The organism is Amycolatopsis albidoflavus, assembly GCF_039525725.1.
GTDB lineage: Bacteria > Actinomycetota > Actinomycetes > Mycobacteriales > Pseudonocardiaceae > Amycolatopsis > Amycolatopsis albidoflava.
This window is the reverse complement of record NZ_BAAAHV010000017.1, coordinates 486,300-513,253: the sequence shown is the minus strand read 5'-3', so window position 1 is coordinate 513,253 and position 26,954 is coordinate 486,300. Positions and strand designations below refer to the sequence as shown.

Annotated in this window: 27 protein-coding genes; 12 read left to right on the top strand and 15 right to left on the bottom strand. The window is 69.2% G+C overall.

All coding sequences use genetic code 11. The features are described from left to right. Positions 1–6 precede the first annotated feature (6 nt). On the bottom strand, positions 7–1,635 hold the full coding sequence (locus ABD156_RS29975) for a long-chain fatty acid--CoA ligase (RefSeq protein ID WP_344281132.1): 1,629 nt from the start codon (positions 1,633–1,635) through the stop codon (positions 7–9). A gap of 461 nt (positions 1,636–2,096) precedes the next feature. Here ABD156_RS29975 and mihF point away from each other — a divergent pair, with 461 nt between their 5' ends. The 3 genes from mihF (at position 2,097) to ABD156_RS29960 (ending at position 4,970) form a co-directional block, all read left to right on the top strand. Then, on the top strand, positions 2,097–2,408 hold the full coding sequence (gene mihF, locus ABD156_RS29970; protein ID WP_020664542.1) for an integration host factor, actinobacterial type: 312 nt from the start codon (positions 2,097–2,099) through the stop codon (positions 2,406–2,408). 94 nt (positions 2,409–2,502) lie between these two features. After that, complete coding sequence (locus tag ABD156_RS29965; RefSeq protein WP_344281131.1) at positions 2,503–3,669, top strand: isochorismate synthase; 1,167 nt, start codon at positions 2,503–2,505, stop codon at positions 3,667–3,669. A gap of 128 nt (positions 3,670–3,797) precedes the next feature. Then, positions 3,798–4,970: an IS481 family transposase gene (locus ABD156_RS29960; RefSeq protein WP_344281129.1), complete on the top strand. Its 1,173-nt coding sequence runs from the start codon at positions 3,798–3,800 to the stop codon at positions 4,968–4,970. A gap of 79 nt (positions 4,971–5,049) precedes the next feature. On the opposite strand, the gene ABD156_RS29955 is transcribed toward ABD156_RS29960, so the two are convergent. The 5 genes from ABD156_RS29955 to ABD156_RS29935 form a co-directional block, all read right to left on the bottom strand. Beyond that, positions 5,050–5,739, bottom strand: coding sequence for a 4'-phosphopantetheinyl transferase family protein (locus ABD156_RS29955; protein ID WP_344281128.1), 690 nt, complete (start codon positions 5,737–5,739; stop codon positions 5,050–5,052). A 129-nt stretch (positions 5,740–5,868) separates the two neighbouring features. Beyond that, positions 5,869–6,195, bottom strand: coding sequence for a hypothetical protein (locus ABD156_RS29950; protein ID WP_344281126.1), 327 nt, complete (start codon positions 6,193–6,195; stop codon positions 5,869–5,871). A gap of 46 nt (positions 6,196–6,241) precedes the next feature. Beyond that, entirely contained in the window at positions 6,242–6,889 is a 648-nt protein-coding gene (locus ABD156_RS29945) for a TetR/AcrR family transcriptional regulator (protein ID WP_344281124.1), read from the bottom strand. Beyond that, the gene (locus ABD156_RS29940; protein ID WP_344281123.1) at positions 6,886–8,421 is read right to left on the bottom strand and encodes an ATP-dependent acyl-CoA ligase; all 1,536 of its coding nucleotides are present in this window, start codon (positions 8,419–8,421) and stop codon (positions 6,886–6,888) included. Before ABD156_RS29940 ends, ABD156_RS29945 begins: the two co-directional genes overlap by 4 nt. Further along, positions 8,418–9,161 carry an enoyl-CoA hydratase/isomerase family protein gene (locus tag ABD156_RS29935; protein WP_344281121.1) on the bottom strand — a complete coding sequence of 248 codons (744 nt, stop codon included), beginning with the start codon at positions 9,159–9,161 and terminating at the stop codon, positions 8,418–8,420. Before ABD156_RS29935 ends, ABD156_RS29940 begins: the two co-directional genes overlap by 4 nt. Before the next feature lie 47 nt (positions 9,162–9,208). Here ABD156_RS29935 and ABD156_RS29930 point away from each other — a divergent pair, with 47 nt between their 5' ends. Then, entirely contained in the window at positions 9,209–10,786 is a 1,578-nt protein-coding gene (locus tag ABD156_RS29930; RefSeq protein ID WP_344281119.1) for an amidohydrolase, read from the top strand. A gap of 13 nt (positions 10,787–10,799) precedes the next feature. On the opposite strand, the gene ABD156_RS29925 is transcribed toward ABD156_RS29930, so the two are convergent. Then, entirely contained in the window at positions 10,800–11,114 is a 315-nt protein-coding gene (locus ABD156_RS29925; RefSeq protein ID WP_344281116.1) for a hypothetical protein, read from the bottom strand. Positions 11,115–11,172: 58 nt separating this feature from the next. Between ABD156_RS29925 and ABD156_RS29920 the strand changes: the two genes are divergently transcribed. From ABD156_RS29920 to ABD156_RS29895, 6 genes are all read left to right on the top strand, one after another. Further along, positions 11,173–11,613, top strand: coding sequence for a GNAT family N-acetyltransferase (locus tag ABD156_RS29920; protein WP_344281113.1), 441 nt, complete (start codon positions 11,173–11,175; stop codon positions 11,611–11,613). An 89-nt stretch (positions 11,614–11,702) separates the two neighbouring features. Next, a complete protein-coding gene (locus ABD156_RS29915) occupies positions 11,703–12,386 on the top strand; it encodes a metal-dependent transcriptional regulator (RefSeq protein ID WP_344281110.1) in 684 nt (227 codons plus the stop codon). Positions 12,387–12,469: 83 nt separating this feature from the next. Further along, the gene (locus ABD156_RS29910; protein WP_344281107.1) at positions 12,470–13,288 is read left to right on the top strand and encodes an LLM class flavin-dependent oxidoreductase; all 819 of its coding nucleotides are present in this window, start codon (positions 12,470–12,472) and stop codon (positions 13,286–13,288) included. Positions 13,289–13,360: 72 nt separating this feature from the next. Continuing rightward, entirely contained in the window at positions 13,361–13,711 is a 351-nt protein-coding gene (locus ABD156_RS29905) for a transcriptional regulator (RefSeq protein ID WP_116201118.1), read from the top strand. A 148-nt stretch (positions 13,712–13,859) separates the two neighbouring features. Then, the gene (locus tag ABD156_RS29900) at positions 13,860–14,915 is read left to right on the top strand and encodes an alcohol dehydrogenase catalytic domain-containing protein (protein ID WP_344281101.1); all 1,056 of its coding nucleotides are present in this window, start codon (positions 13,860–13,862) and stop codon (positions 14,913–14,915) included. Positions 14,916–15,088: 173 nt separating this feature from the next. Further along, complete coding sequence (locus ABD156_RS29895; RefSeq protein ID WP_344281098.1) at positions 15,089–15,715, top strand: alpha-ketoglutarate-dependent dioxygenase AlkB family protein; 627 nt, start codon at positions 15,089–15,091, stop codon at positions 15,713–15,715. Here the strand turns inward: ABD156_RS29895 and ABD156_RS29890 are convergent. The 5 genes from ABD156_RS29890 to ABD156_RS29870 are packed head-to-tail and all read right to left on the bottom strand — an operon-like array spanning position 15,684 to position 19,968. Further along, on the bottom strand, positions 15,684–16,559 hold the full coding sequence (locus ABD156_RS29890; RefSeq protein WP_344281095.1) for a 5-oxoprolinase subunit C family protein: 876 nt from the start codon (positions 16,557–16,559) through the stop codon (positions 15,684–15,686). The two genes, ABD156_RS29895 and ABD156_RS29890, sit on opposite strands and share 32 nt — an antisense overlap. Beyond that, the gene (locus tag ABD156_RS29885; protein WP_344281092.1) at positions 16,556–17,161 is read right to left on the bottom strand and encodes a 5-oxoprolinase subunit B family protein; all 606 of its coding nucleotides are present in this window, start codon (positions 17,159–17,161) and stop codon (positions 16,556–16,558) included. The genes ABD156_RS29890 and ABD156_RS29885 overlap by 4 nt, the downstream gene beginning before the upstream one ends. Positions 17,162–17,166: 5 nt before the next feature. After that, complete coding sequence (locus ABD156_RS29880; RefSeq protein ID WP_344281089.1) at positions 17,167–17,916, bottom strand: LamB/YcsF family protein; 750 nt, start codon at positions 17,914–17,916, stop codon at positions 17,167–17,169. Between the two features lies 1 nt (position 17,917). Beyond that, complete coding sequence (locus tag ABD156_RS29875) at positions 17,918–18,712, bottom strand: putative hydro-lyase (protein ID WP_344281086.1); 795 nt, start codon at positions 18,710–18,712, stop codon at positions 17,918–17,920. Further along, positions 18,709–19,968, bottom strand: coding sequence for an MFS transporter (locus tag ABD156_RS29870; RefSeq protein WP_344281083.1), 1,260 nt, complete (start codon positions 19,966–19,968; stop codon positions 18,709–18,711). The genes ABD156_RS29875 and ABD156_RS29870 overlap by 4 nt, the downstream gene beginning before the upstream one ends. 148 nt (positions 19,969–20,116) lie before the next feature. Between ABD156_RS29870 and ABD156_RS29865 the strand changes: the two genes are divergently transcribed. Further along, positions 20,117–20,794, top strand: a complete 678-nt coding sequence (locus tag ABD156_RS29865; RefSeq protein WP_344281269.1) for a GntR family transcriptional regulator — start codon at positions 20,117–20,119, stop codon at positions 20,792–20,794. Between the two features lie 287 nt (positions 20,795–21,081). Here the strand turns inward: ABD156_RS29865 and ABD156_RS29860 are convergent, their stop codons facing one another. Next, a complete protein-coding gene (locus ABD156_RS29860) occupies positions 21,082–22,299 on the bottom strand; it encodes a family 16 glycosylhydrolase (protein ID WP_344281081.1) in 1,218 nt (405 codons plus the stop codon). Positions 22,300–22,709: 410 nt separating this feature from the next. On the opposite strand from ABD156_RS29860, the gene ABD156_RS29855 reads away from it, so the two are divergent. Beyond that, positions 22,710–23,339 (top strand): DUF2306 domain-containing protein, encoded by a 630-nt coding sequence (locus ABD156_RS29855; RefSeq protein WP_344281266.1) that lies wholly within the window; start codon positions 22,710–22,712, stop codon positions 23,337–23,339. Positions 23,340–23,436: 97 nt separating this feature from the next. Here ABD156_RS29855 and ABD156_RS29850 read toward each other — a convergent pair whose 3' ends face one another. After that, positions 23,437–24,582, bottom strand: coding sequence for an acyl-CoA dehydrogenase family protein (locus ABD156_RS29850; protein WP_344281079.1), 1,146 nt, complete (start codon positions 24,580–24,582; stop codon positions 23,437–23,439). Beyond that, entirely contained in the window at positions 24,579–26,930 is a 2,352-nt protein-coding gene (locus ABD156_RS29845; protein ID WP_344281076.1) for a bifunctional salicylyl-CoA 5-hydroxylase/oxidoreductase, read from the bottom strand. The genes ABD156_RS29850 and ABD156_RS29845 overlap by 4 nt, the downstream gene beginning before the upstream one ends. Positions 26,931–26,954: the final 24 nt, after the last annotated feature.

Here is a 26,954-nt window from a genome sequence, read left to right as displayed (position 1 = left end):
TACCGCTCAGAGGTGTGAGATGTCGAGCTTTCCCTCGGAGTAGGACGCGCGCAGCCGCTTCTTGTCGAACTTGCCGACACTCGTCTTGGGCACCTCCGCCACGAACGTCCAGTTCTCCGGCAGTTGCCACTTCGCGACCTTGTCCGACAGGTACTCGCGCAGTTCTTCGGCGGTGGCCTGCTGGCCTTCCTTCACCACGACGGCGACCAGCGGCCGTTCGTCCCACTTCTCGTCCGGGATGCCGACGACCGCCGCCTCGGCTACCGCCGGATGGCCCATCACCGCGTTCTCCAGGTCCACCGACGAGATCCACTCGCCGCCGGACTTGATCACGTCCTTCGCGCGGTCGGTCAGCGTCAGGAAGCCGTCCGGGCTGATCTTGCCGACGTCGCCGGTGCGCAGCCAGCCGTCGTGGAACTTCTCCGGGTCGATATCGGACCCGCCGTGGTAGGCGCCCGCGATCCACGGACCGGAGACCTCCAGCTCGCCGACCGCCTCGTTGTCCCACGGCAGTTCCTCGCCGTCGTCGCCGATCAGCCGGGCCGCCACGGACGCCGGGAACCGGCCCTGGGTGTAGCGGTAGGCCCAGCGCTCCTCGCCGGTCGCGCTGGCGGGCGGACGCGCGACGCTGCCCAGCGGCGACGTCTCGGTCATGCCCCACGCGTGCAGGATCGGCACGTCGTAGCGCTCCTCGAAGGCGTGCATCAGCGACGGCGGCGCGGCCGACCCGCCGACGACCACCTCGCGCACGTGGCTGATGTCCTGCGGGTTCGCGTCCAGGTGCGCGAGCAGGCCCTGCCAGATCGTCGGCACCGCCGCGGCGAAGGTCGGCTTCTCCGCGGCCAGCAGCGCCGCGATCGGAGCCGGCTGCAAGAACCGGTCCGGCATCAGCAGCGAGGCGCCGACCATCATCGCCGCGTACGGCAGGCCCCACGACATCGCGTGGAACATCGGCACGATCGCCAGCGCCAGGTCTTCCTGGGCGAGCCGCATGCTGTCGGTCATGCAGACCTGCATCGAGTGCAGCCAGATCGACCGGTGCGAGTAGACGACGCCCTTCGGGTCGCCCGTGGTGCCGGACGTGTAACACATCGCGGCCGCGGCCCGCTCGTCGATCTCCGGCCAGTCGAACTCGTCGGACTGCCCGGCCAGCAGCTCGTCGTAGGAGTGCACGGTGACGCCCTCGGGCGCGGTGAGCGCGGACGCGTCGCCGTTGGCCACGATCACGTGCTTGACCGTCTTCATTCCCGGCAGGTTGCTCGCCAGCAGCGGGACGAGCGTGCCGTCGACGATGACGACGTGGTCCTCGGCGTGGTTCGCGACGAAAACCAGCTGTTCGGGGAACAGTCGGATGTTCAGCGTGTGCAGCACCGCGCCCATGGCGGGCACTGCCAGGTAGGCGGCGAGGTGCTCGGCGTTGTTCCACATGAACGTGCCGACCCGCTGGTCGCCGGTGACGCCGAGACCGCGCAGCGCGTTCGCCAGCCGGGCGGCGTGCTTGCCGAGCTCCGCGTACGTCTCCCGGCGGGCTTCTGAACCGGTCCAGGTGACGACTTCGCTCTTCGCGTGCACCTTCGTGCCGTGGCGCAGCAGCTTCGCGAGCGACAGCTGTCCGTCCTGCATCGTGCTCAACATGGGTGACTCCCGTGGTGCTGGTTCGCCGGTGAACTGGGGGTGCGCCCGACTCTAATGCGCATCCGCCGGATCAGGCACGAACAAGTTCGGTAACGGCTTGTCGGAGCCCTCCCGCCATCGGGTGGCGGCCCCGGCCGTTCATGATCCACTTCTGTCGCGCTTTCTGTTGCGGGACAAGAAAATGCGTTGTGTTAACTGCGTCGAAATACACTCCCGTTCGGGTGAGGTAATGGGGTGGAAATGAGCCCTTCGAGGCCGTTTTCACAGGTCGCGAGGGGTCCCCTCGCGCAGGTCCGCCGTGCCCGTCGACGGGTGATAAGTGCGTGTCGGTTGCGCGTACTGCGGGCACGTGGCGTTTACTGGGGCCGTGGTAAGTGACGGCTGGCCAGCGCTTGCAGCTGCAAGCATCGGCTGAGACCGTCGGCCGCGAAAGCGGAGACCTGAGAGGAAAGGACATTACGTTGGCTCTGCCCACGTTGACTCCGGAGCAGCGCGCCGAGGCCCTCGCCAAGGCGGCAGAGGCTCGTAAGGCGCGTTCGGAGCTGCTCGCTTCGATCAAGTCCGGCAAGGAGAGCATCGAGTCGGTGCTCAAGCGGGCCAAGGAGAACAAGACCGTCGGCAAGACGAAGGTCACGCAGCTTCTCAAGGCGGTGCCCGGCCTGGGCGCGGTCAAGGTCGCCGCGCTGCTCGAGCAGGCGGGGATCGACCCCGACCGCCGGGCCGCTGGCCTGGGCGAACGGCAGCGCGAAGCGCTGATCGACGCGCTCAAGTAACGCTGATCCGGCGGCCGCGGGGAAGGTGTGCGCGAAGGTGTTGCACCGGCGACACTTTCCCCGCGGCGCTCCCGGATCCTGAGACGCTGGTGGAGTGACGACCAGTACCGTGCCGGCGACCCCGGCCGAGACCACCGTCCGCTACCAGCGCGGCGACTTCTTGTTCGCGACCGCCCGGCGTGCCCTGCTCGCCCGCGGTGCGCTCGGCACCGTCACCGACGCCGACCCTCGCCGCCTCGCCCGCTCGGCAGCCGCTGAGCTGGAGCGTTCCGGTGTGCCGCTCGCTGTCGGGGTGCTGCCGTTCGACACCGGACCCGGCGCTTCCTCGCCGGGGCACCTCGTGCTGCCCCGGACGGTGCATCGCGCCCAGGCCGATGCCGAGACCCCGGCTGCTCCGCCCGCAGCGGACCTGCCCGCTCCCGCGGCCACCCGGCGGCTTCCGTCCGCCGAAGGCCACCGCGAGAACGTGCGGGCGGCTGTCGCCGCCCTGCGCGACCGTGACCTGCGCAAAGCCGTGCTGGCCCGCGCGCTGGAGCTGGAATTCGACGCGCCGATCCCGGTCGAGGGGATCGTGCGCAACCTCGCGCGCGGCAACCCGCGCCACTTCACCTACGCCGCCGAACTGCCCGGTGGCCGCACTCTCGTCGGCGCCACGCCCGAGCTGCTGCTTTCCCGGGCGGGCGACTCCGTGTTCACGACCCCGCACGCCGGGTCGATGCCGCGTTCGGCCGACCCGGAGACCGACCGGGCCAACGGCGAAGCCCTCCTCGCGTCCGCGAAGGACCGGGAAGAGCACGACCTGGTGATCGACTACGTCGTCGAGTCGCTGCGGCCGTTCTGCCGCAAGCTCGACGTCCCCGCCGGTCCTGAGCTGGTCTCCACCCCCGCGATCTGGCACCTGCGGACGTCCATCACCGGCGAGCTGGCCGACCGCTCGGTGACCGCGCTCGACCTCGCCGCCGCGATGCATCCGACGCCGGCGGTCTGCGGCACCCCGACCGTCGCCGCGCGCGAGCTGGTGCAGGAGCTGGAGCCGTTCGACCGCGGCTACTACGCGGGCGCGGTCGGCTGGGTCGACGCGGCGGGCGACGGCGAGTGGGCCGTCGCGATCCGGTGCGCCGAGGTGGCCGAGAACTCGATGCGGCTCTACGCGGGCGGCGGCATCGTGCCCGCCTCGGACCCGGACACGGAGTACCAGGAGACGATCGCGAAGTTCCGCACGCTGCTCGGCGCGATGGGGCTGGACGACAGCGCCTCGTGAGTGGCAATGCCGGTTCTAACCGGCTGCTCCAGTTCAGGACATCGTGAACAGTTGATGTTTCAGGACATCGTGAACACTGACCGGCCTGTCGGCGTGGTGACCAGTTGTTTCGTGGTGATCATGCGGCGATGGGCAGAACAGGGTTTTCGATGGATCCCGAGTTCGTCGCCGCGGTCGCCCGCGCCGCCTCAGGCGAAAACGTCAACATCGCGAGGTTCTGCCGCGAGCACGGCCTGTCCCGAGGCGTGTTCCACAAGTACTTGAACCGGTTCCGGGCCGAGGGCGCCGACGGATTCACCCGCCGCAGCACCGCCCCGCACCGCCGCCCGACCACGTTCGGGCCGGAGGCGGCCGAGGCGGTGCTGCGGGCCCGCAAAGAACTCGCCGACGAAGGACTCGACAACGGCCCGATCTCGATCCGCTGGCGACTCGAAGACGCCGGAACCACCCCCGTGCCCTCGCAGTCCTCGGTCTACCGGATCCTGCGCGCCCACGGCCAGATCGTCCCGCAACCCCGCAAGAAACCCCGGACCCGCCGCCGGTTCGAATACGCCGACCCCAACGGCTGCTGGCAGATCGACGGCATGGAGCACTGCCTCGCCGACGGCACCAAAGTCTGCATCGTCCAGATCCTCGACGACCACTCCCGCCTCGACGTCGGCACCTACGCCGCGGCCAGCGAAAACGGCGCCGACACCTGGGCCGCGCTGCAACACGCCTTCGCCGGCCACGGCCTGCCCGTCCGGCTGCTCTCGGACAACGGACTGGCCTTCTCCGGCAAACACCGCGGCCGCATGGTCGAACTCGAACGCCGCCTCGCCGAGCGAGGGATCACCGCCATCGCCTCCACCCCGCACCACCCGCAAACCTGCGGCAAAGACGAACGCAGCCACCAGACCCTGCGGAAATGGCTCGCCGCCCGACCGCCCGCCGACACCCTCGCCGACCTGCAACAACTGCTCGAGGACTACCGGCGGATCTACAACCACCGCCGCCACCAGAGCCTCGACGGCCAGACACCCCAGCAACGCTACGACGCCCGACCGAAAGCCGCCCCCGCCACCGGCCCGCACCAGCCCAGCGGCGTCACCGCCCGCCCCGTCTCCGCCACCGGCGTCATCGCGTTCTCCGGCTGCTCCATCGTCCTCGGACGCCACTGGGCCGGACACACCGCCACCGTCTACTGGCAAGCAGACCGCGTCACCGTCATGACCGGCGACACCCTCGCCCGCCAGCTCACCCTCAACAGATCAGTACGCTACCAACGCCTCACCAACCACAAACCGTCCACGAAGTCCTGAAACACATCTGTCCGTGAGGTCCTGAAACATGGCAGCCGGTTAGAACCGGCGTAGCCACTCACGACACCCCTGGCGAGGCTTACGGCAGCCAGTGCTCCTCGGTGACGCTCAGGCTGTCCGCGGTCAACGCCGCCACCGCCGCCCGATGCCCGTCGGCCGCCTCGAGGTCGGCGAGCCGGGTCCGCGCCGGGTCGAGCGCGTCGTCGCCGGACGCCACCAGTTCGGCGGGGGCGTCGTAACGGGAGAACGTGATGCTCTGCAGCGGGATTTTCAGCCCCTTGCCAGTGGCCTTCATCACCGCTTCCTTGCGGGTCCAGTAGATGAAGAACGCCGCCGAACGCTCCTCGTCCGACAGGCCCGCGACGGCTTCCCGTTCGGCCGGGCTCAACGCGTACTCCACGAGCGAGGCGTCCGCTTTGCGGCTGGCCGTTTCGACGTCGAGGCCCACTGGCACCCCGTCAGTCACCGCGAGACCGATCAGATTGCCCGAATGCGAGATCGACAGCACGAGGTCCGAACCCGGCACGCGCGGACGGCCGTGCGGTTTGCCGCAGTCGTCGCAGGTCGCGTCGAAACGCACGGACTCCGCCGCGCCGCCGAGCCGTTCCGCGACGAGCGTCTTCGCGAGCACCCGGCCGGTCAGGAAGCGGCGCTGGTCGATTTCGAGCCGGTACGCGTCGTAGCGGCCGCGCTCCAGGTCGTCCAGCAGCTTCAGGTAGCGGTCCTCCGCGGGCAGCGGCTCGGACCAGCGCACCACGATTTCGGTCACCGGCAATACCCTCCCTCGTCCGCCTCCGATCTTGCCCGGGTGCGCCGAGGTTTGTCATGCCCCTACCGGCGAACGCGGCGAAGGCCCCCTCGGAGTCCGAGAGGGCCTTCGCGGCGGAGATGACGAGTGTTAAGACTTGTTCTTGTCGCGCATCGCGATCGGGACCCCGGCTAGGTCCTCCTCGTTGCACAGCAATTTCACGTCGTAGTAGGGCGAACCCTGGCGCTCGTCGTAGTCTAGGTGGATCGCGAGGACGTCGAGCGGTTCTCCCAGCCACTCCTGCGCTTGGCGCAGCCATACTGCACAGCGCTCGAGCGCGCTGGGCAGGTCGTCGTCACGAAACTCGACTGGCCGATACGGGACGTCCTGGACCTGATCGCGCGGGTTTGCGGGTGCGGGCAGGCCAGGCGAGAGACCCGAGTCGTCCAGTTCGAGTTGGATCGTTTGCTCAGTCACCCTTCGAGCGTCCCCCACGTTCGCCGTCTGAGCAAGGCGTATGGCGCTAAAAGCCCTCTTGGACAGGCAAGTCCCACACCTGGGCGACCACTTCGAGGCATTGCCGGAGGTCGCGGGCACGCACCGCGACCGGATGTCCGAGCACCCGCAATGCCAGTTCCGCGTAGTGCGTGGCCAGGTCTTCGAGCTTGAGCGGGCCTTTCGGCGAATACCACCGGGCCACCCCGCTGCACATTTCCAGCAATGCGAGCCGGGTCACGGCCGGTTGTGCGGTGTGGAACACGTTTGCCGCGGCGCCGTCCTCGATCGCGTCGGCCCAGTACTGCTCGTATTCGTCCCGCAGTGCGACGACGCGGGCACGCGCCGGAGCCGAAAGCGCGTCGACTTCGTTGTCCACCACCCGGGTTTCGCCGGGCTGCGCGGCGTGCGCGAGGACGTGCAGCGCGACCAGCGTGCGCATCCGGACCACCGGATCGTCGCTGCCCGCGGTGGCCTTCGCGACCGCGTCGATCAGGCGGCGCAGCGAGGTCGTCATGATCTCGACAAGAAGATCTTCCTTGGTGCCCATGTAGTGATAGAGCGTCGCCGAAGAAAGTTCGGCCTCCTGGGCCAGATCCCGAATGCCTGTGCCGTGGAAACCCTTGGTGGCGAACAGTTTCACGGCCGCTGCCCGGACGCGCTCGGCGCTGCTCACTGCCACTCCCCGGTGCTGCGGTCCCAGGACCCGGCGCGGAGGTCGGCGACCTTGCGCAGCTCGCCCTTCGCGACGCGTTCCGACGGCGTGCGCGGCAGGTCGTCCGCGAACGTCCAGAACCTCGGCACCTTGAAGTACGCGAGTTGCCGGGCGCAGAACTCCGCCAGCTCCTCGGGCGACGGGCGGTTCTCGCCGCACACGACGTACGCCTTCACTTCCTCGCCGCGCAGCTCGTCCGGCACCGCGAGCACGGCCGCGAGCCGCACTTCCGGATGCTGCAGCAGCGCACGCTCGACCTCGTCGGCGGAGATGTTCTCGCCGCTGCGGCGGATCATGTCCTTGGTGCGGCCGAGGTAGTAGACGCGGCCCTCGGCGTCCATCCGCGCGAGGTCGCCGGTGTGGAACCAGCCGCCGGCGAAGGCGCGCGCGGTCGCTTCGGGATCCTCGTGGTAGCCGTGCATCAGCCCGATACCGCGGATCAGCAGTTCGCCGGTTTCGCCGCGCGGCAACGGTTTCCCGTTCTCGTCGGCGATCATCGCCTCGCGGTCGCGGGTCGGCCGCCCGATGCAGCCGGTGCCGACCGCGGCGTCGTGATCGGCCTCGGAGACCCGGATGTCGCCGCCGGTCTCGGTCATCCCGAAGGCCTCGTACCACGGCACGCCCCAGCGCTGCTCCAGCTGCGCGTGCAGGTCGGGCGGGATCGCCGACGCGCTGATCGCGCGGACGCGGTGGTTCCGGTCGTCCGGATGCGGCGGCTGGCGCAGCAGCAGCGTCGGCATCAGGCCGAGGCAGTAGAACCAGGTGACCTCGTGCTCGCGGACCTTCGCCCAGAACGTGGATGGGTGGAAGCGGTCCAGTACGACGAGCGTCGCCCCGGCGGCCAGCGCGAGCGCGACGTTCCACTGTGGATCTATGTAGTGGAACGGTTGTGCGGTAAGCAGAATGTCGTCTTCGCCGACGGCGGGGAAGCAGGTGGCGAGGCCGATCGCGAGCGTGGTCCAGTAGCGGTGCGGCAGCACGCACCCCTTCGGCGCGCCGGTGGTGCCGGACGTGTACTGGATGTTCACCGGCTGTTCGGCCACGACCGATTCCGGTTCGCAGCGCGTTTCCGATCGCAGCGCGTCCGGCGTGAGGACGCGTTCCACGGCCGTTTCCGGCGCGATTTTCTCCAGCAGTTCCACGAACTCTTCGGCGGCCACCGCGAGTCGCGCGCCGGAGTGGCGCAGGACGTGCGCGCCGTCGAATTCGCGGTAGTTGATGTTCACCGGGACCAGAACTGCGCCGAGTTTGGCGAGCGCGAGCCAGAGGAGCGGGAATTCCGGCTCATTGCGGAGCATCACCGCGACGCGATCGCCTGCCTGGACGCCTTGGTCCTGGAGCGCTTTCGCGAGGCGTCCGCTGTGGTCGTCGACCTCGGCGAAAGTGAATCGGGCATCGGTGCTGTCGAAGATCCACGCCGTGCGCTCGGGCCAGAGCTGCGCGGCGCGCGTGACCAGGGCGACCAGCGTGTCGACGTGCTGCAGCGGCGTCACGCCCGGCTCCGGAACGCTTCGGTCGACGCGCGGACGGCGGCCGAGTGCTCGGTGATCAGGGCGTGGGTGACCTCGAGTTCCAGCGCGGAGTCGAAGGCGTGGTCGATCCCGGCGTCCAGCGCCCGCTTCGCCATCGTGGCGGCCTCCGGCGGGTGATGCGCGATCTTCTCCGCCCAGCCGAGCGCCAGCGGCATCAGCTCGTCGGCCGGCACGGCGGCGTTGACGAGGCCGAGGTCGTGCGCGCGGCGGCCGTCGAACCGGTCGCCGAGCAGCAGCAGTTCCTTGGCCTTGACCGGCCCGACCAGCAGCGGGAGCAGCCTCGACGCGGCACCGGTGACGCTCAGCCCCAGCGACACCTCGGGGAACGCGAAGACGGCGTCCTCGGCGGCCAGGATCAGGTCGCAGCCCAGCGCGAACTCCGCGCCCGCGCCGATCGCGTACCCGTGCACGGCGGCGATCACCGGCTGACGCAGCGCGCGCAGCCGGCGCGTGACGTCCTGGAGCCGCTCCAGCCGGGCCCGGGAATCACCCTCGGGGGTGGGTTCCTTCAGGTCGTGCCCGGCGCAGAAGGCGCGGCCGTTGCCGGCGAGCAGGACGACGCGGGCGTCGCTGTGCGCGACCTCCTCCAGCGCGGTCAGGAAGTCGTCCACCAGCACGGGCGCGACGGCGTTGAGCCGCTCGGGCCGGTTCAGCCGGATCTGCGCGATGCCGCCCTCGACGGCCAGGTCAACGGTGCTCATGGGAGGGAGCCTAGACGTTCGATCGATCGATCGATAGTGTCGAAGGCATGCAGGTTGACGCGGTGTACGAGAACGCCAGGCTGGTCACCGGCGACACCGCGCTGGCGGTACTGCACGGCCGGATCGTGGCGCTGGGCGACGACGCGCGCGAGCTGTCCGCCCGCCGCCGGGTGGATCTCGGCGGGGGCTTCGTCGCGCCCGGGTTCCACGACGCGCACAACCACATGGCCTGGTTCGGCATGGGCCTCGACGACGTGCCGCTCAGCGACTGCCGCAGCGTCGACGAGGTGTATGCCGCTGTGGCGCGGCGCGCGGCCGAGCTGCCCGCCGGGAGCTGGGTCGTCGGCAGCGGCTACGACCAGAACAAGCTCGCCGGCGGCGAACACCCCGACCGGCATGGCCTCGATCGGGCCGCCCCCGGCATGCTCGTGCGGCTCAAGCACACGTCCGGCCACATGACGCTGGTCAACTCTGCGGTGCTGGACCAGCTGGACCTGGCGAACGTCCCGGTCGGCGGCGACGTCGTCCGGTCGGCTGACGGGTCGCCGACCGGCCTGCTGCGCGAGCAGGCGCAGTTGCTGCTGCGTCCGCTGACGTACCCGACGCCGCTCGAATCGGTGGTCCGCGGCCTCGACCGAGCTAGCCGGCAGTACCTGTCCGAGGGCATCACGAGCGTCCAGGAAGCCGGGATCGGCGGCGGCCTGGTCGGCGAGACACCGGCCGAACTGGCCGCGTACCAGCTCGCGCGCGAACGCGGCGTCCTGCGAGTGCGCAGCACGGTGATGGTCGCCGCGAGCGTGCTGCACGACCTGCCGGACGGCGCCGGTTTCGGCCTGGACCTGGGCCTGCGCACCGGCCTGGGCGACGAGTGGCTGCGCGTCGGCCCGATGAAGCTCTTCGCCGACGGCTCGCTGATCGGCCGCACCTGCGCGATGCACGAACCGTTCGCCGGCGAACCGGACAACCGCGGTTACTTCCAGGTGCCCGAGGACGAGCTGACGCGCACCATCCGCCAAGCCCACGACGCCGGCTGGCAAATCGCCACCCACGCCATCGGCGACCGAGCCGTCACGGTGGTCCTGGACGCTTACGAAGCCGCCCTCGCCGCCAACCCGCGCCCCGACCACCGGCACCGCATCGAGCACTGCGCCGTGCTGCCGCCCGCGGAGCTGACCCGCCTGGCCTCGCTGGGCCTGATCGCGTCCCCGCAAGGCCGATTCGTGAACGAACTCGGCGACGGCATGCGCGCGGCCCTCGGCGAATCACGGGTGCCGTGGTGCTACCGCCTCCGCAGCGTCCTGGACGCCGGCTGCGTGCTGCCCGCCAGCTCAGACCGCCCCGTCGTCGACGGCGCCCCGCTGCTGGGCCTCGCCGACATGGTCAAGCGCCGGACGTCCACCGGCGAACCGTTCTCGGTCGAGGAAGCGCTGACCCCGGCGGAGGCACTGCGCGCCTATACCTACGGTTCGGCGTACGCCACCTTCGCGGAGAGCTACCTCGGCACGCTGGAGCCGGGGAAACTCGCGGACTTCGTGGTGCTGTCCGCGGATCCACTGTCCACTGTGGAGGACGCCCGGGTGCTCGGCACCGCGGTGGGCGGCGAGCTTCTTTACCAGGCCTCGTGACGGGGGCGGTGTTTCACTTGCCTACGAACGCCATCGCCTCCCGGGCTAACGTGCTCCACTCCAGCGGAGCCTCCGGATCCATCGAAAACCACTCCTTCATCGGGATGCCTTTGTTCGCGTCGAACCGCACGCCGTGGCCGTCCTCCACCAGTTCGTCCACCCGGGACCTGGGCAGCTTCACCACGAGGCGGCCGCGGACGAACATCGCGAAGATCCGGCCGTGCACCTTGAGCGCGTGGGAGCCGAAGCCGCGGCCGATCCGGGGCGGCGTGACCCCCGGGCACTGCTGCAGCTCGTCGACCAGGTCTTCGAACCGCTCCGCTGTCATTCCCGCACGGTAACCGCGACCACCGACAAAAACCGCCAGAACCAGAAAGGGGTGCCCGATGCCCGTTCGCGACGCCGTCTTCGAGGACGTCGAGGAGATCTGCACGCTCATCGAGGAACACGCGGTCTACGAGGACAAGCACGACCTGAAACTCGACCGAGCCGAGATGAGCGGCCACCTGTTCGGCCCGGAGCCGAAGGCGTGGGTGCTGATCTGCACGCCGCCGGGGCGTCCGGATCTCGTTGCCGGGTTCGCCTTCTGCAGCTGGAATTTCTCCACCTGGGAGGGCCGCCCGGGGATCTGGCTCGACGACCTGTTCATCCGCCCGGAGCACCGTCGGCACGGGCTCGGCCGGGAGCTGCTCGACGCGTTGCGCGCCCGGACCACGGGGCGGGTCGAGTGGGACATGCAGGCGGGCAATGCCAAGGCGGAGGCGTTCTACGCGCAGCTCGGCGCGGAGCCGGTGCCGGGATGGGTGCGCTACCGCTGGCGGCCGTGACTCCGCTGGCGGCGGGGCCAGCCGCCGGACCCCCGCTGGCGGCCCCGACCGGCAGACCGCGACAGACCCGGCCCCGTATCGTATGCGGTATGGGAGATGGTTCCGTCCGGAGGTCGTCGTCGGTCGAGGACTACGTGCGGGTGATCTACGGGCTGGTCGAACGGGGCGAGGCGGTCACCAACGCGTCGCTGGCCGGGCGGCTTGAGGTGAGCCCGTCGTCGGCGTCGGGCATGGTCACGAAGCTTTCGCAGCTCGGGCTGGTCGCGCACGTGCCCTACCGCGGCATCGAGCTGACCTCGGAGGGGCGCCAGCTCGCCCGGTCGGTGCTGCGCAGGCACCGGCTGATCGAGACGTACCTGGTCTCCGAGCTCGGCTTCACCTGGGACGAGGTCCACGCCGAGGCCGACGCGCTGGAACACGCCGTCTCCGATCGGCTCGTCGAGCGCATCGCGGCCAAGCTCGGCAATCCCGTGCGCGATCCGCACGGCGATCCGATCCCGGCTCCGGACGGCAGCGTCGAGGAGCTTCCGATGCGCATCCTGGACGACCTGCCGCCCGGTGCGGTCGGCGAGATCGTCCGGGTGTGGGACACCGATCCGGACCTGCTGCGCTATCTCACCGAGCACGCGATCGGCCTCGGCGAGCGGATCGAGGTGGTCGAGCGGCAGCCGTTCGGCGGGCCGATGGTGGTGAAGGTCGGGCAGCCGCCGGACGCCGCCACGCACGCGATCGGCAAGGAGATCGCGCAGGCGTTGTCCGTGACTCTGCGCTGACGCACCGTGCGCTCCGGAGCGTACGCGCGAGTGTCGCCGCCGAACGGATGTGCCGCGAAGGCCCCGAGCCGACGATAAACGGCATGACCACTACCAAACCCTTCCGCTTCGGGATCGTCACCGGATACGCGCCGGATCTGCCGTCCTGGACCGCGCAGGCCCGCCGGATCGAGGACCTCGGGTTCGACATCATGTTCGCCACCGATCCGGTCGGCGAGCTCGATCCGTTGACGCTCGTTCCGGCCGCCGCCGCGGTCACCAGCGAGCTCACCCTCGGCACCTTCGTGCTCGCCGATCCGTTCCGTGCCGCCCGGAACCTCGCGTGGCAGGCCGATTCACTGCATCAGGCGACTGGCGGCCGCTTCCTGCTGGGGCTGGGCATCGGTCATCCCGGTGCCGGCAAGCACGCGGAAACGCTGGGGCGCGAGTTCGGTTCGCCGGGGGAACGCGTCGCCCGGTTGGCGGACACCATCGAGGTGCTTTCGCAGCGCCCCGACCGGCCGCGGCTATTGCTCGCGGCTTCCGGGCCCAAAATGCTCGCGCTCGCCGCGCGCACCGCCGACGTGGTGACGTTTTCCTGGGGGCCGCGCACGACCGAGGAACAGGCTGACTCCATTGTGGACACTTTTCGCTCGTTCGCGGGAGACCGGGATGTGGAATTGGCGGTGAACCTGACCGCTATCGGGGACAAGCCTTCGCCTCAGCTCGCCCGCTACACCGGGGTCGACGTGCCGCAGCTGGTCGAGGAGAAAGCCGTCACCGTGCTGCCGGAAAACCCCGACGCCGCTGGGGAAATGCTTCTCCGCTGGCGAGAGCGGTGGGGGATTTCCTGTGTCACGGTCAATTCCGGCTACGGGGAACCGTTCGCCGCGATTGCCCAGGGACTCTCCGCACAAGGGTGACCCCTCTTCCGATCATGCGTTATCCGGCCTACGCTCCGAGGTTTCCCAGCGACGTGGTTCGGAGCGTGTGCGATGACCGGTCAGCGAACACCGACGATCGACCGGGGGAGTACAACAGGGCGGGATCTCGGGCAATTGCTCGAAACCGGCCCGTTCGCCGAAGCGCTGCGCGCGGCCATCCGGGCCCGCGGGCTCGGACTCGAACGCATCAGATATCGGCTGCGGGGAAGGGGAACCACGGTCAGTCTCGCGACCTTGAGCCATTGGCAATCCGGACGCTGCCGCCCGGAACGCCCGGAATCCTTGCGGGCATTGCGAAATCTCGAGCAGATCCTCGGCGTCCCGGACGGGTCGCTGCGCAGGCTGCTCGGCCCGCCGCGTCCGCGCGGCCAGTTCCACCAGCCGGGCCAGCAGCTCTCCTGAGCGCGCCCGGCCGCGGCGGACGGCGAGTGCGCCGGCGTATCCCGACGTCTACGCGCCGCCGTCCGCCGCGTTCGCCAAACCGCATCTTCCGCTCGCTGCCGGACCTCGGCGCCAGTAGCGCGAACCGGCGGCTTCTACGATCAGGCTCATGCGTGCGGTCGTGATCGAAGAGTTCGGCGTGCTTCCGGAAGTGCGGGAAGTACCGGATCCGGTGACCCCGGACGGCGGGGTCGTCATCGCCGTCGAAGCGACCGGCGTGTGCCGCAGCGATTGGCATACCTGGCAGGGCCACGACGAGGCCGTCCGGTTGCCGCACGTGGCCGGGCACGAACTCGCCGGGCGGATCGTTGAGGTGGGCAAGGGAATCAAGGGCTGGGCGAAGGGCGACCGGGTGACGGTCCCGTTCGTGTGCGCGTGCGGTGTTTGCGCGCAGTGTGCCAAGGGCGACCAGCAGATCTGCGACGACGAGTTCCAGCCTGGCGCGACGCACTGGGGTTCGTTCGCCGAGCTGGTCGCCATCGAGCATGCCCAGACGAACCTGGTCGCGTTGCCGCACTCGATGTCGTCGGCGGAAGCTGCTGCGCTCGGTTGCCGCTTCGGGACGGCTTTCCGCGCAGTGTTGCGCCAGGGCGGCGTACGCGCGGGGCAGTGGGTGTCTGTGTACGGCTGTGGCGGTGTGGGCATCTCCGCGGTCCTCCTGGCTGCCGCTGCGGGCGCGAAGGTGGTCGCGGTGGACGTCTCGCCGCAGGCGCGCGCGTTGGCGGAGCGCTCTGGCGCCGTACTGAGCGTCGACGCCAGTGCGTTCGACGGGCCGGAAGCGCTGGCCGCGTACGTCCGTGAGCGCACCGAAGGCGGTACGCACGTGTCGCTGGACTGCCTCGGCTCTCCCATCACTTGCGCGGCTTCGGTGGGCAGCTTGCGCAAGCGCGGACGGCACGTCCAGGCCGGGTTGATGCCGCCCAGCCAGGGGGTGCCGCCGATTCCGATGCATCGGGTGGTCGGCGGAGAGCTGGAGATTGTCGGGATCCACGGGCTGCAGGCCTACGAATACCCCGAGCTGCTCGGCGTGGTGGAGCGGTCCGGCATCGATCTGGACGGGTTGATCGGCACGCGGATCGGGCTGGACGGAGTGCCGGGCGCGCTCGCCGCGATGAGTGATCCGGTGCCTGCCCGGGCCGGGGTGACTGTCGTCGAGTTCGGGTGACGAATGGTGACCGGCGAATACCCTGGGTGGCGAGTCCGAGTTGTAGCTGACGAAAACCTGGCGGGTCCCGCGGTGGTGTGCGATTCTCCGAAGCTTGGCGGCAAGTGGCGAGGGGAACCCGCCGCAGGAGCGCCCGTCCGGGTGACTCCTGCGGCCACCGGCCCCGGAGCGGCGTGATGGAGCTGCTGCCGCGTCCCCGCCGGGAAATCGCCCCGGGAGCAGTGCATGTCCCGGATTGGCTTTCCGGGCAAGAACAACGCGACCTCGTCGCGGCCTGTCGCGGCTGGCGCGGTTACCGGTCGACCCGGCTGCCCAGCGGCGGGGTGATGTCGGTGCGCACGGTCTGTCTCGGCTGGCAGTGGCTGCCGTACCGCTACGACCGGCTGCGCGAGGACGGTTCGCCGGTGGAGCCGTTCCCGGGCTGGCTGGCCGACCTCGGCCGCCGCGCGCTCGCCGACGCCTACGACCGGCCCGCCGACGATTACCAGCCCGACGTCGCGCTCGTGAACTACTACGACGCCACCGCGAAAATGGGCATGCACCAGGACAAAGACGAGCGTTCGACGGAGCCGGTGGTCTCGCTGAGCCTCGGCGACACGTGCGTGTTCCGCTTCGGCAACACCGAGCACCGGAACCGGCCGTACACCGACGTCGAACTGCGCTCGGGCGACCTGTTCGTCTTCGGCGGCCCGGCGCGGTTGGCGTTCCACGGGGTGCCGAAAACCCTGCCGGGCACGGCGGATCCGGATCTTGGCTTGACCGGGCGGCTCAATCTGACGTTGCGGGTGTCGGGGATGTGAACCGGACCCGCTGGCCCGGCCGGAGCTGGGCGGCGAGGTCCAGGTCGTCCTCGTCCACCACCGCGGCGACGGGATAACCGCCGGTGACCGGATGGTCGGCGAGGAACAAGATCGGCACGCCCGACGGCGGCACCTGCAGCGCCCCGGGAACAGCGGCTTCCGGGGCTAGTTCGCCGACCCGGGCGCGGGTCAGCGCGGGGCCGTCCAAACGGACGCCGACACGGTCGAGGTCGCTGGTCACGGTGTAGCTGCCAGTGAGCAAAGTGGACAGTGCGGACGCGGTGAACCAGTCCAGGCGCGGGCCGGGTTCCAGGCGTAGCACGGGTTCTTCCGCCAGCCGGGTCAGTGGGGCGAGATCGACGCAGGGGTTGCCCTGCACTACCGAGCCGATCGGCAGCGACATTCCGGCCGCGAGGACGGGCGGTCCGAGTTTGCCCAGTGTGTCGGTGGCTCGCGCGCCTAGTACCGGCGGGACGTCCAGGCCGCCGCGGACGGCGAGGTAGCTGCGCAGGCCGAGTGAAGCGACGCCGAGTTCGAGTTCGTCCCCAGGGCGCAGCACGATCGGCGCACCGACGGCGGCGGCCCGCCCACCAGCGCGGATCGGTACCCGAGCGCCGGTGACCGCGACGGTGGTGTGTTCGGAAAACCGCAACCGCAGACCGCCGAGGGTGACCTCGATCGCCGCGTGCGTTTCGGGGTTGCCGACGAGCCGGTTCGCCAGCTTCAGCGAACCTCGGTCCGCCGCGCCGGAGCGGCCGACGCCGACTGCGGCGTACCCGGGCCTGCCGAGGTCTTGCACGGTCGCGAACGGGCCGGGCGCGAGGATCTCGATTTTGCCGGTCACCGAACCGCCTCGAATCGCACGAGGGTGCCGGGGACCAGCAGGTTGGGCTGCTCGCGGTCGACGTTCCACACCTGCGCGTCGCTGTGGCCGAGCAGGTGCCAGCCGCCGGGCGACGGGTGCGGGTAGATCGCGCTGTACTCGCCGGCGATCGCCACCGCACCCGCTGGCACGCGCGTGCGCGGCGTGCTCCGGCGCGGCAGGTGCAACGCCGGATCTAGGCCGGTCAGGTAGGCGAAACCGGGGGCGAAACCGCAGAAAGCGGCGACGTAGGTGGCCGCCGAATGCCGTTGCACGACTTCGGAAACGGACAGTCCGGCGGCTTCGGCGACGTCCTCCAGGTCAGCGCCGTCGTAGCGCACCGGCAGGGTGACCGTGGCTGCCGAGCGCGAAGAGACGTCCACTGTGGACAGTGAAGCGAGTGAACGAGCCAACACGGCGGAATCGGTGCGGGCCGGGTCGAAACGGACCAGCAGGGTGCGTGCGGCGGGAACAAGCTCGACGACGCCCTCGGGCTGAGCGGCTTCGCAGGCCGCCTGGAACCCGAGCACGTCGTCGACCTCCACCAGCAACGCGGAACGGCCGTAGCGCAAAACAGTGTTCATACCGGTCACACGAACGACCTCAGCACGACGCCGGATTCGGTGAGCAGCTCGCGAATTCGCCGGGCCAGCTCGACCGCGCCGGGCGTATCTCCGTGCACGCAAAGGGAATCCGCCCGCAGCGTGAGCTTGCCGCCTTCGGCGTCGACGACCTCGCCGGTGGTCGCCATGGTGAGCGCTCGCGCGGCGACTTCGTCGGTGTCGTGCAGCACCGCACCTGGAAGCTTGCGCGACACCAGTCGTCCTTCGGGCGTGTATGCGCGATCGGCGAACGCTTCTGCGTACGCAGGCACGCCCGCTGCTTGAGCTGCGCGCAGCATTTCGGAGTCCGGAGGACACAGCAGTGCCAGATCGGTGTGATAGCGCCGTACGCCTTCGACAAGCGCAGCTGCCTGCTCCGGATCGACAGCTGCCGTGTTGTACAGCGCGCCGTGCGCCTTCACGTAACGCACGCAGCTGTGCGCCGCGCGCGCGAAGGCGTCGAGAGCGCCGATTTGGTACAGCACTTCGTCCGCAAGGTCTTCCGGCGCGATGTCGAGCGCGCGACGGCCGAAGCCGGCCAGATCGCGGTAGCCGACGTGCGCGCCGATGGCGACGCCGCGTTCGGCCGCGCGTTCGCACACCCGGCGCATCACGCTCGCGTCGCCCGCGTGGAAGCCGCACGCGATGTTCGCGCTGGTCACGATGTCGAGCATGGCTTCGTCGTCGCCCATGGTCCAGGCGCCGAAGCCTTCGCCGAGGTCGCTGTTGAGGTCCATGTCATCCCACCTGGTAGTCGCGATCGGGCTGGTCGGTCAAGAACATGTACCCGGGGGCGTGCGTGATGGCGAACGGCGGCCGGGACGCCATCAGCGCCGCCTGCGGGGTGACGCCGCAGGCCCAGAACACCGGCACGTCACCGGGCGCGGCGTCCACCGGATCGCCGAAATCCGGCCTGGCGAGGTCGGCGATGCCCAGCTCCGCGGGGTCGCCGACGTGCACGGGAGCGCCGTGCACCGCGGGCATCGCGGCGGTGATGCGCACGGCGTCCTCGACCTGGGTTTCCGGAATCTGCCGCATTGACACCACCATCGGGCCGCTCAGCCGTCCGGCCGGTTCGCACTGCCGGTTCGTCACGTACATCGCGACGTTGCGGCCCTGCTCCGCGTGCCGCAACGGGATGCCCGCAGCGCGCAGCAACGTCTCGAAGCTGAAGCTGCAGCCGATGGAGAACGCGACCATGTCACTGCGCCACACCCCGGTGACGTCGGTGATTTCGCTGGTCATCGCGCCGTTGTGCCACACGCGATAGCGCGGCAGGTCGGTGCGCAGGTCCGCGCCGGGCGCGAGCCGGGTGGTCGGGTCGCCGGGTTCGCTGACGTCGAGCACTGGGCACGGCCGCGGGTTGCGGGCGCAGAACTCGCGGACGTCGTCGGCCCAGTCCGCCGGTACCGCGATCAGGTTGGTCTGTGCGTAACCGTCGGCCCAGCCGGTGGTCGGGCGTTCGGTGCCGGCGCGGAAGAGCGCGCGAGCTTCGGCCGGAGTGAGCGTCGACGGGTCGTAGGCGGTGGTCATACCTCCACCAGTTCCTTGCCTCGCGTTTCCGGCAGCCCGAGCAGCGCTACCGCGGCGATCGCGTAGCCGACCGCACCGAGCACGATCGCGCCGCCCGCGCCGAGAAAGCCCACCACAGCGGGGAAAGCGGCACCGACCGCGCGGCCGAAGTTGTAGGTGAAGCCCTGTCCGGTGGCGCGCAGCTCGGTCGGGTACAGCTCGGCGAGGTACGCGCCGAAGCCGCTGAAGATCGCCGAAGTCGAGAAGCCGAGCGGGAAACTGATCAGCAGCATCAGGCCGTTCGCGCCGTAAGGCAGCTGCACAAAGAGCACGATCAGCAGCGCGGAAACGACCGAGAACAGCAGGAACGTCTTCTTCCGGCCGAGTAGGTCGGTGAGGTAGCCGCCGCAGACGTAGCCGATGAACGCGCCCGGGATCAGCAGCGCGAAGTAGCCGCCGGTGTTGACCACAGAGAGGCCGCGGCTGCTCTGCAGGTACTTCGGCATCCAGGTGAACAGCGTGTAGTAGCCGCCCTGGACGCCGGTCGCGAGGAGCGCGGCGAAAACCGTGGTACGCAAGAGATTCGGCTTGAAAATCCCGGCGAGCGAGCCTTTGACCTTGGCTGAAACCCGTCGTGCGGCCGCCTCCGGCGCGTCCTCGACACTGCGCCGGACCCACAGCACGAGCAGCGCCGGAATCACGCCGACCCAGAACAGCACGCGCCACGCGATGTCCTGGTCGAGGACACTGAACAGCACCGTGTAGACGATCACCAGCAGGCCCCAGCCCACCGCCCACGCGCTCTGCACGAACGCCACGGTGCGGCCGCGGTACTTGGCCGAGCAGTACTCGGCGACCAGCGCGGCGCCGACCGCCCACTCGCCGCCGAACCCGAGCCCCTGCAAGCCGCGGAAGATCAGCAGCGTCTCGAAGTTGGGCGCGAAACCGCACAGCACCGTGAAGATCGTGTACATCGCGATGGTCAGCTGCAGCGTGCGGACGCGGCCGATGCGGTCGGCGAGCACGCCGGCTCCGACGCCGCCGATCGCGGACACGACCAGCGTGACGGTGCTGAGCAGGCCCGCTTCGCCGGACGTGATGCCGAAGTAGGCGGTGATCGCGGCCAGGCCGAAGGGCAGGGTCTGGTAGTCGAACGAATCGAGGCCGTAGCCGCCGAAGGCGCCGAGGAAGGCGCGGCGGCCCTTGTGGCCGAGCGAGCGATACCAGCCGAACGGGCGGGCCGCGTTCGCGGTGCCGTCGGCGACGTTGACGTTCATAGGGCACCTCACAAGGGGGACGAACTCATGGTGGCACGAGTCACATGGCCGCTACCGTACGGATCGTTCAACAATTCCACAAGTCCCTCATTTTATTGTTCACCGCCCGCTGGCTACGCTGGGCGACGTGGTCACCGACGGAGAGCCCATGGGCCTGGAAGCGGATCGCGGCCTGCTCGGCCGGACGAGCACCGCGGAGCGGGTCGCCGGCGTGCTGCGCACGCGTGTTTCCGAGGGGTACTTCCTGCCCGGGGTACGGCTTTCGGAGCAGGACATCGGCAACGCGCTCGGGGTCTCGCGCAATACGCTCCGTGAGGCCTTCCGGTTGCTGACCCACGAACGGCTGCTGGTGCACGAGCTGAACCGCGGGGTGTTCGTGCGGGTGCCGAGCGTCGAGGACGTGCGCGACATCTACCGGGTCCGCAAGATCATCGAATGCGCGGCGGTCCGCGATGTGACCGAGAAGCCGGCGGCGTACGAGAAGATCGCCAGCACGGTCGCGGACGGCGATCGCGCGGCGAAACAGGCGCAGTGGCAGGACCTGGGTACCGCGAACATCCGTTTCCACGCGGAACTGGCGGCGCTCACCGGAAGCGAGCGCATCGTCGAGCTGATGCAGGCGCTCGCCGCGGAGCTGCGGCTGGTGTTCCACGTGATGGCCGATCCGCGTCGCTTTCACGAGCGGTATCTGCCGCGGAACCACGAAATCCTGGACGTGCTCGCGACCGGCGACGGGATCCGTACTGCGGAGATGCTCGCGGTCTACCTCGACGACGCGGAAGCGCAGCTGGTCGAGGCCTACGCGGAGCTGGCCGGAAGCCGCTGAGGGTCCGGCCGAAACCGGCCGGTTTGCCCGGGAAGGCAGTGAGAATGGCCGTTCGGCCCCTCCTGCCGGCCGGAAGGCGCCACGGCGCCCGCGGTCTGGCTACGGTCGGCAGTGGGCCGCGCGAGAGCGCCGCCCCGGGCGTCGGGACCCCCAGCCGACGCGCGGAGGACGGCCCACGGCCGGGCGGTCGACCTTGGTTCCCGCCCGGCCCGCGCGGTGTCCGCGGCGGGCCGTGGCCACCGGGGGGAGGTCACGGCCCGCCGTCCTGCTCAGTCCACAGTGGACGGCTACTGGTTCACCGACCATTTCTGGTTGACGTTGCCGGTGCACGTCCACAGCTGCAGTTTCGTCCCGTTGGCCGAACTGACGCCCGCCGCGTCGAGGCATTTGTTCGCGTGCGGGTTGACGATGTCGTGCGCCGCGGTCACGACCCACTGCTGTGCGTTGCTGTTGTTGCAGTCGTACATCTGGACCGGGGTGCCGTCGTCGGTGCCGGAGTACTTGACGTCCATGCACTTGCCGAGCGCGCGAATGGTCCCGTCGCCGCCGATGGTCCAGTTCTGCGCGGCGTTTCCGTTGCAGTCGGTGATCTGCAGCTGGGTGAAGTTCGCCGGATTGGCCCAGGGCACGTCGACGCATTTGCCGCCGATGCCGATGATCCGGCCGCTGGACCCGCCGTCGCTGCTGGTGTTCACGTGCACGTAGTCGACGACCAGCTGCTGCGGGAATTGCGTGTTGCCGTCCGGATCTCCGGGCCAGTCGCCGCCGACGGCGAGGTTCAGGATCAGGTAGAAGGGATGGTCGAAGACCCAGCGGTTGCCGTTCAGATCGGCGGGAGTGCGGGTCTGGTAGGCGTTGCCGTCGACCGACCAGACGATCTTGTTCGGCGACCAATCGACCGCGTAGGTGTGGAAATCGTCGGCGAAAACGGCGCCGTTATAGGGCGCGCCGATGCCGCCCGCACCGGAGTAACCGGGGCCGTGGATGGTGCCGTGCACGGTGTTCGGTTCACGGCCGATGTTCTCCATGACGTCGATTTCGCCGTCGTTGGGCCAATTTCCGCCGCCGAGCATCCAGAACGCGGGCCACATGCCTTGCCCGCGCGGGATCTTCATCCGGGTTTCGACGTGGCCGTACGCCTGGCTGAACTTGCCGGCGGTGTTGAGCCGGGCGGAGGTGTACTGGCAGGTGCCGTACCAGCAGGTGTGTCCGGAGTTTTCGCGTTTGGCGGTGATGACCAGGTGGCCTTGGCCGTCGAGGGCGCCGTTGGCGGCACCGGCGGTGTACCACTGGCGTTCGTGGTTGTTTCCGTTGTTGTCGCCGGTTTCGTAGGTCCATTTCGACGCGTCGGCGGCGGCCCCGGCGGGCCCGTTGAAATCGTCGGTGAAGCTTTCGGCGGCTGCCGCGGTGGGAGGGGCGAGCACCGCTGGGGCGGTCTGCAGGCCGAGCGCTAGAAGGGCGGCTGCGGCGAAGGCGGCGGGGACGCGTCTGAGGAATCCGGGCATGCGTGGTCACCTCGGTTTCGGGGAGGAACCTTGAACGAGGGAATGCTTTGTTGTGGCGGGCAACAAAGTAGGAAGAGTATGCCTGGTCTGGACCTCTGCGGCAATGGTCCAGGTCCGTGAGGGGAACCCTGAGGGACTCAGAGTCCGTGAAGGTTCCCTTCACGGACGGCCCGCGGGGTCACCTGACTGAGGGTAAGGCTGCCCCCACCGCGCTGACGCCGGTCGGCACCATGGTCCGCCCGGGGTACCCGTCCTACGTTCGGAAGTGCCAGCCGAGAACGGACGAGAAGAGAGAGGCCGACATGACGGCGGGGACGGATCTTCGACCACCGCGGACCACGTCCGCAGCGGAGCGAACGGTACGGGTCGAGCCGAAGAAGCAGTGGTGGCGGAGATCATGGGCGACACCGTTGGGGCCGCTGGCGCTGGTGGTGGTCGCGTTCCTGGCTTATTCGCTGCCGCCGTATCTGGCGTTCGATCCGGCGCGGTCGCGGGTCCCGTCGACGTTCCCCGCGCACTACTTGTTCCTGGTGGGGCACGTGGTGTTCGGGTCGATCGCGATGGTCACCGCGTTGCTGCAGATCTGGCCGTGGATCCGGCGTAAGCACCCGGTGCTGCACCGCTACTCCGGCCGCGCGTACGTGTTCGCGGGAGTGCTGCCGTCCGGGTTGCTGGCGTTGACGATCGGCGCGGCGACCCCGTTCGGGCCGGTGACGCGGGCCAGCGACGTGCTGCTCGCGGTGCTGTGGCTCGGTACGACGTGGGCGGGCTACCGCGCCGCTCGCGAACGTCGCTTCGGCGATCACCGGCGCTGGATGGTCCGCAGTTTCGCGCTGACGATGTCGATCATTCTCAACCGGCTCATCGGCCCGGTCGCGGCGATCTTCCTGGAACCGCAGCTCGCCACGACGTTCGGCGGCAACGAGATCGCGTTCGGGCAGTCGATCGCGGCGCTCGGGGCGTGGGTGAGCTGGACGGTCGCGCTGATCGCGGCGCAGCTGTGGCTCGACCGGAAACCGAAGCGCCGCGCGAGTGTTTAGCCGTGGCTGAATAGTTTGGCATCCGCGTCGCCCGCTTGTTAAAACACCAGCGGGCGGCGCGGATGCATTCGGTGCGAGGGGTACACCGAATGCCGGCTCATCCGCGCCGCTGCAGGGACCGCGCGATGATCGTCCGCTGGATCTCCGACGCGCCTTCGTAGATGCGCGGCGCTCGGACCTCTCGATACAAATGCTCCAGCAAATGCCCTCGCCGCAACGCACGTGCGCCGTGCAATTGCACCGCTTGATCCACGACGTATTGCGCGGTCTCGGTCGCGAACAACTTCGCCATTGCCGCGCGACCGGCCAGGTTCTGCTCGCCCGCGTCGTAAGCCGCTGCGGCGGCGTAGACCAGCAAGCGGCCGGCTTCCGTTCGCGTCGCCATTTCGGCCAGTGTGTGCGCCACAGTTTGCTGCTTCACCAATGGGCCGCCGAATGCTTCGCGCGAAGCGGTGTACTCGACGGTCGCGTCGAGGGCGGCTTGTGCCATCCCGACGGCGAAGGCGCCGACGCTCGGGCGGAACAGGTCCAAAGTGCGCATTGCGACGGCGAAACCGCGGTTTTCCTCACCGAGCAGTTCGTCGCGGTTTACCCGGACGCCGTCGAACACCACGGTGCCGATGGGGTGCGGGCTCACCAGATCCAGGTGTTCGCCGCTGAGCCCGGCACGGTCGCCGGGGACGACGAAGGCGCTGACCCCGCGTGAACCGGCGCCGGGAGTGGTGCGGGCGAAGACCGTGTAGAAGTCTGCTTCGGGCGCGTTCGAGATCCACATTTTCGTGCCGGTGAGCCGCCAGCCGTCACCGTCTGGTTCGGCGGCCAGTTGCAGGGCGGCGGCGTCGGAGCCAGCGTCCGGTTCGGTCAGTGCGAAGGCGGCGACAGCGTCACCGGCGGCGACGGCGGGGAGCCAGCGCTGGACCTGTTCGTCCAAACCGGACTGGAGTACCGGGTAGCTGCCCAGGCCCTGCAACGCCAGGGCGGTCTCGGCTTCGGTGCTTTGCGTGGCAAGGGCTTCCCGCAGCAGGCACAGATCGGTCGCGGCGGCTTGCCGGGTCGGCTGTCCATTTTCGACACCGGGGAACAGCCGGGCGAGCAGGCCGTGCGATCCCATTGCCTTCAGCAACGGTCGGTTTACCGCGCCTTCGGCGCCGGCGGCGGCCAGGTCGACGAGCTGTTCGGCGGCGATCTTGCGGACGGAAGAGGCGTACGCGGTCTGTTCCGGAGTGAAAGCGAAGGCGTTCATCGGGCGTCCTCCGGTCGCCAGCGGGCGTGGGCGGTCTGGTGGCCGCCGGTGCGGACCAGGTCGAGTCGCGGCTCTGGACCGTCGGTGCGGCCGGTTTGCGGTGGGCGTTTGCCCGCTGCCCACTGTTTCGGCCACGCCACCGGATACTCTTGCGCGGCAGCTGCGTGCAGGGTCCATTGTGGATTGAACAGGTGGGTCCGGCCGAGTGCGCACAGGTCGGCCCGGCCCGCGAGGATGAGCGAGTTCACGTCGTCGTAAGAGGAAATCGCGCCGACGGCGATCACCGCGGTGCCATAGCGGCGGCCGACCTCGTTGCGGATGCGGTCGGCGTACGGCGTTTGGTAGCTGCGGCCGAACTTCGGCTGTTCTTCGCTGACCACCTGGCCGGTCGACACATCGATCGCGGCCGCGCCGTGTTCGGCGAACGCCTGCGCGATGGCCACGGCTTCGTCGGAGTCGTTGCCGCCCTCGAACCAGTCGGTGGCCGAGATCCGGACGGTCAGCGGACGGTCGGCTGGCCACACGGCGCGGACCGCGTCGAAGACTTCCAGCGGGAAGCGCAGCCGGTTTTCTGGCGAGCCGCCGTAGGAATCGGTGCGCTGGTTGGTCAACGGGGACAGGAAGGACGACAGCAGATAGCCGTGCGCGCAGTGCAGTTCCAGCAGATCGAACCCTGCGCGCGCGGCGGCTTCCGCGGCAGAAACGAACTGGTCGCGGATCTCGCCCAATTCGGCGACGGTCAGCTCGCGCGGCGTCTGGTTGTTCGGCGAATACGGCAGCGCGGACGGCGCGCAGACCTCCCAGTTTCCTTCCGGAAGCGGGTCGTCAATGCCGTCCCACATCAGTTTCGTGGAGCCCTTGCGGCCGGAATGTCCCAGCTGCAACCCGATCTTCGCCGGGGTTTCGCGGTGCACGAACTCGACGATCCGCTTCCACGCGGCTTCCTGTTTGGACGTGTACAGCCCGGGACAACCCGGCGTGATCCGGCCTTCGGCGGACACGCAGATCATCTCCGTCATCACTATCCCGGCCCCGCCGAGTGCCTTGCTTCCCAGATGTACCAAGTGGAACTCGCCGGGCACACCGTCGACCGCGGAGTACATGTCCATCGGCGACACGATGATCCGGTTCGGCAATTCCAGGGAACCGATCCGCACCGGCTGGAACATCGGCGGCGCGACGGAAGTGCCGAGCGAATCAGCGAACCACTGATCCAGCGAGGCGGCGAACTCCTTGTCGCGCAGCTTCAGATTGTCATAGGTGACGCGACGGCTTCGGGTAAGCAGGTTGAACGCGAACTGCTCGGGTTCCTGATGCGTGTACTGCGCCAAATTCTCGAACCACTCCAGGCTCGCCTGCGCCGCCCGCTGCGTCGAATTGACGACCGGACGTCGCTCTTCTTCGTACGCGGCAAGGGCTTCCGGGACACTCGGCTGCTCGTGCAGACAGGCGGCGAGCGCGAGCGCGTCTTCCATCGCGAGCTTCGTGCCGGAACCGATTGAGAAATGCGCGGTGTGCGCGGCATCGCCGAGCAGCACGACGTTGTCGTGGACCCAGCTTTCGCAGCGGACCGTGCCGAAGGTGGCCCACTTGGAGTTGTTGGCCAGCAACTGATGTCCGTCGAAAATGTCGCCGCACAGTTCGCGGATCAGTTCGATCGACTTCTCGTCGCTTTCGCCCGGACCGAGCCCGGTGGCGGCGATCGGGCCGAACGCCCGCTGCCACACGTCCTCGTGCATCTCCAGGATGAACGTGCTGCCGTCGCGGCCGTACGGATAACCGTGGACCTGCATGATGCCGTGCGGCGTTTCGAGCACGTAGAACTTGAACGCGTCGAACACGAGGTCCGTGCCAAGCCAGATGTAACGGCACTGCCGGGTCTCGACGCTCGGCCGGAACGAATCGGCGAACGCCGTGCGCACCGCGGAATTCACGCCGTCCGCGGCGACCACCAGGTCGGAAGAAGCGGCCAGTTCGGCCGGATCCGGCGCGGTGCTGCGGAATCGGACATCAATGCCCATTTCGCGGCACCGCTGCTGCAGGATCGCGAGCAGCCGTTTGCGGCTCATCGCGGCGAATCCGTGCCCGCCCGAAGTCGAGACAGTGTCGCGGTAGTGCACGTCGATGTCGTCCCAGCGCGCGAACTCCCGGCTCATCGCCTCGTGCACGTCCGCGTCGGCGTGCTCGATGCCGCCGAGCGTCTCGTCGGAGAAGACGACGCCGAAGCCGAACGTGTCGTCAGGCGCGTTGCGCTCCCAGACCGTGATCTCGTGGTCCGGGCCGAGTTGTTTCGCGAGCACGGCGAAGTAGAGGCCCGCAGGCCCGCCGCCGACTACTGAAATCCGCACGCGACCCAGGGTATGTCGTTTGAA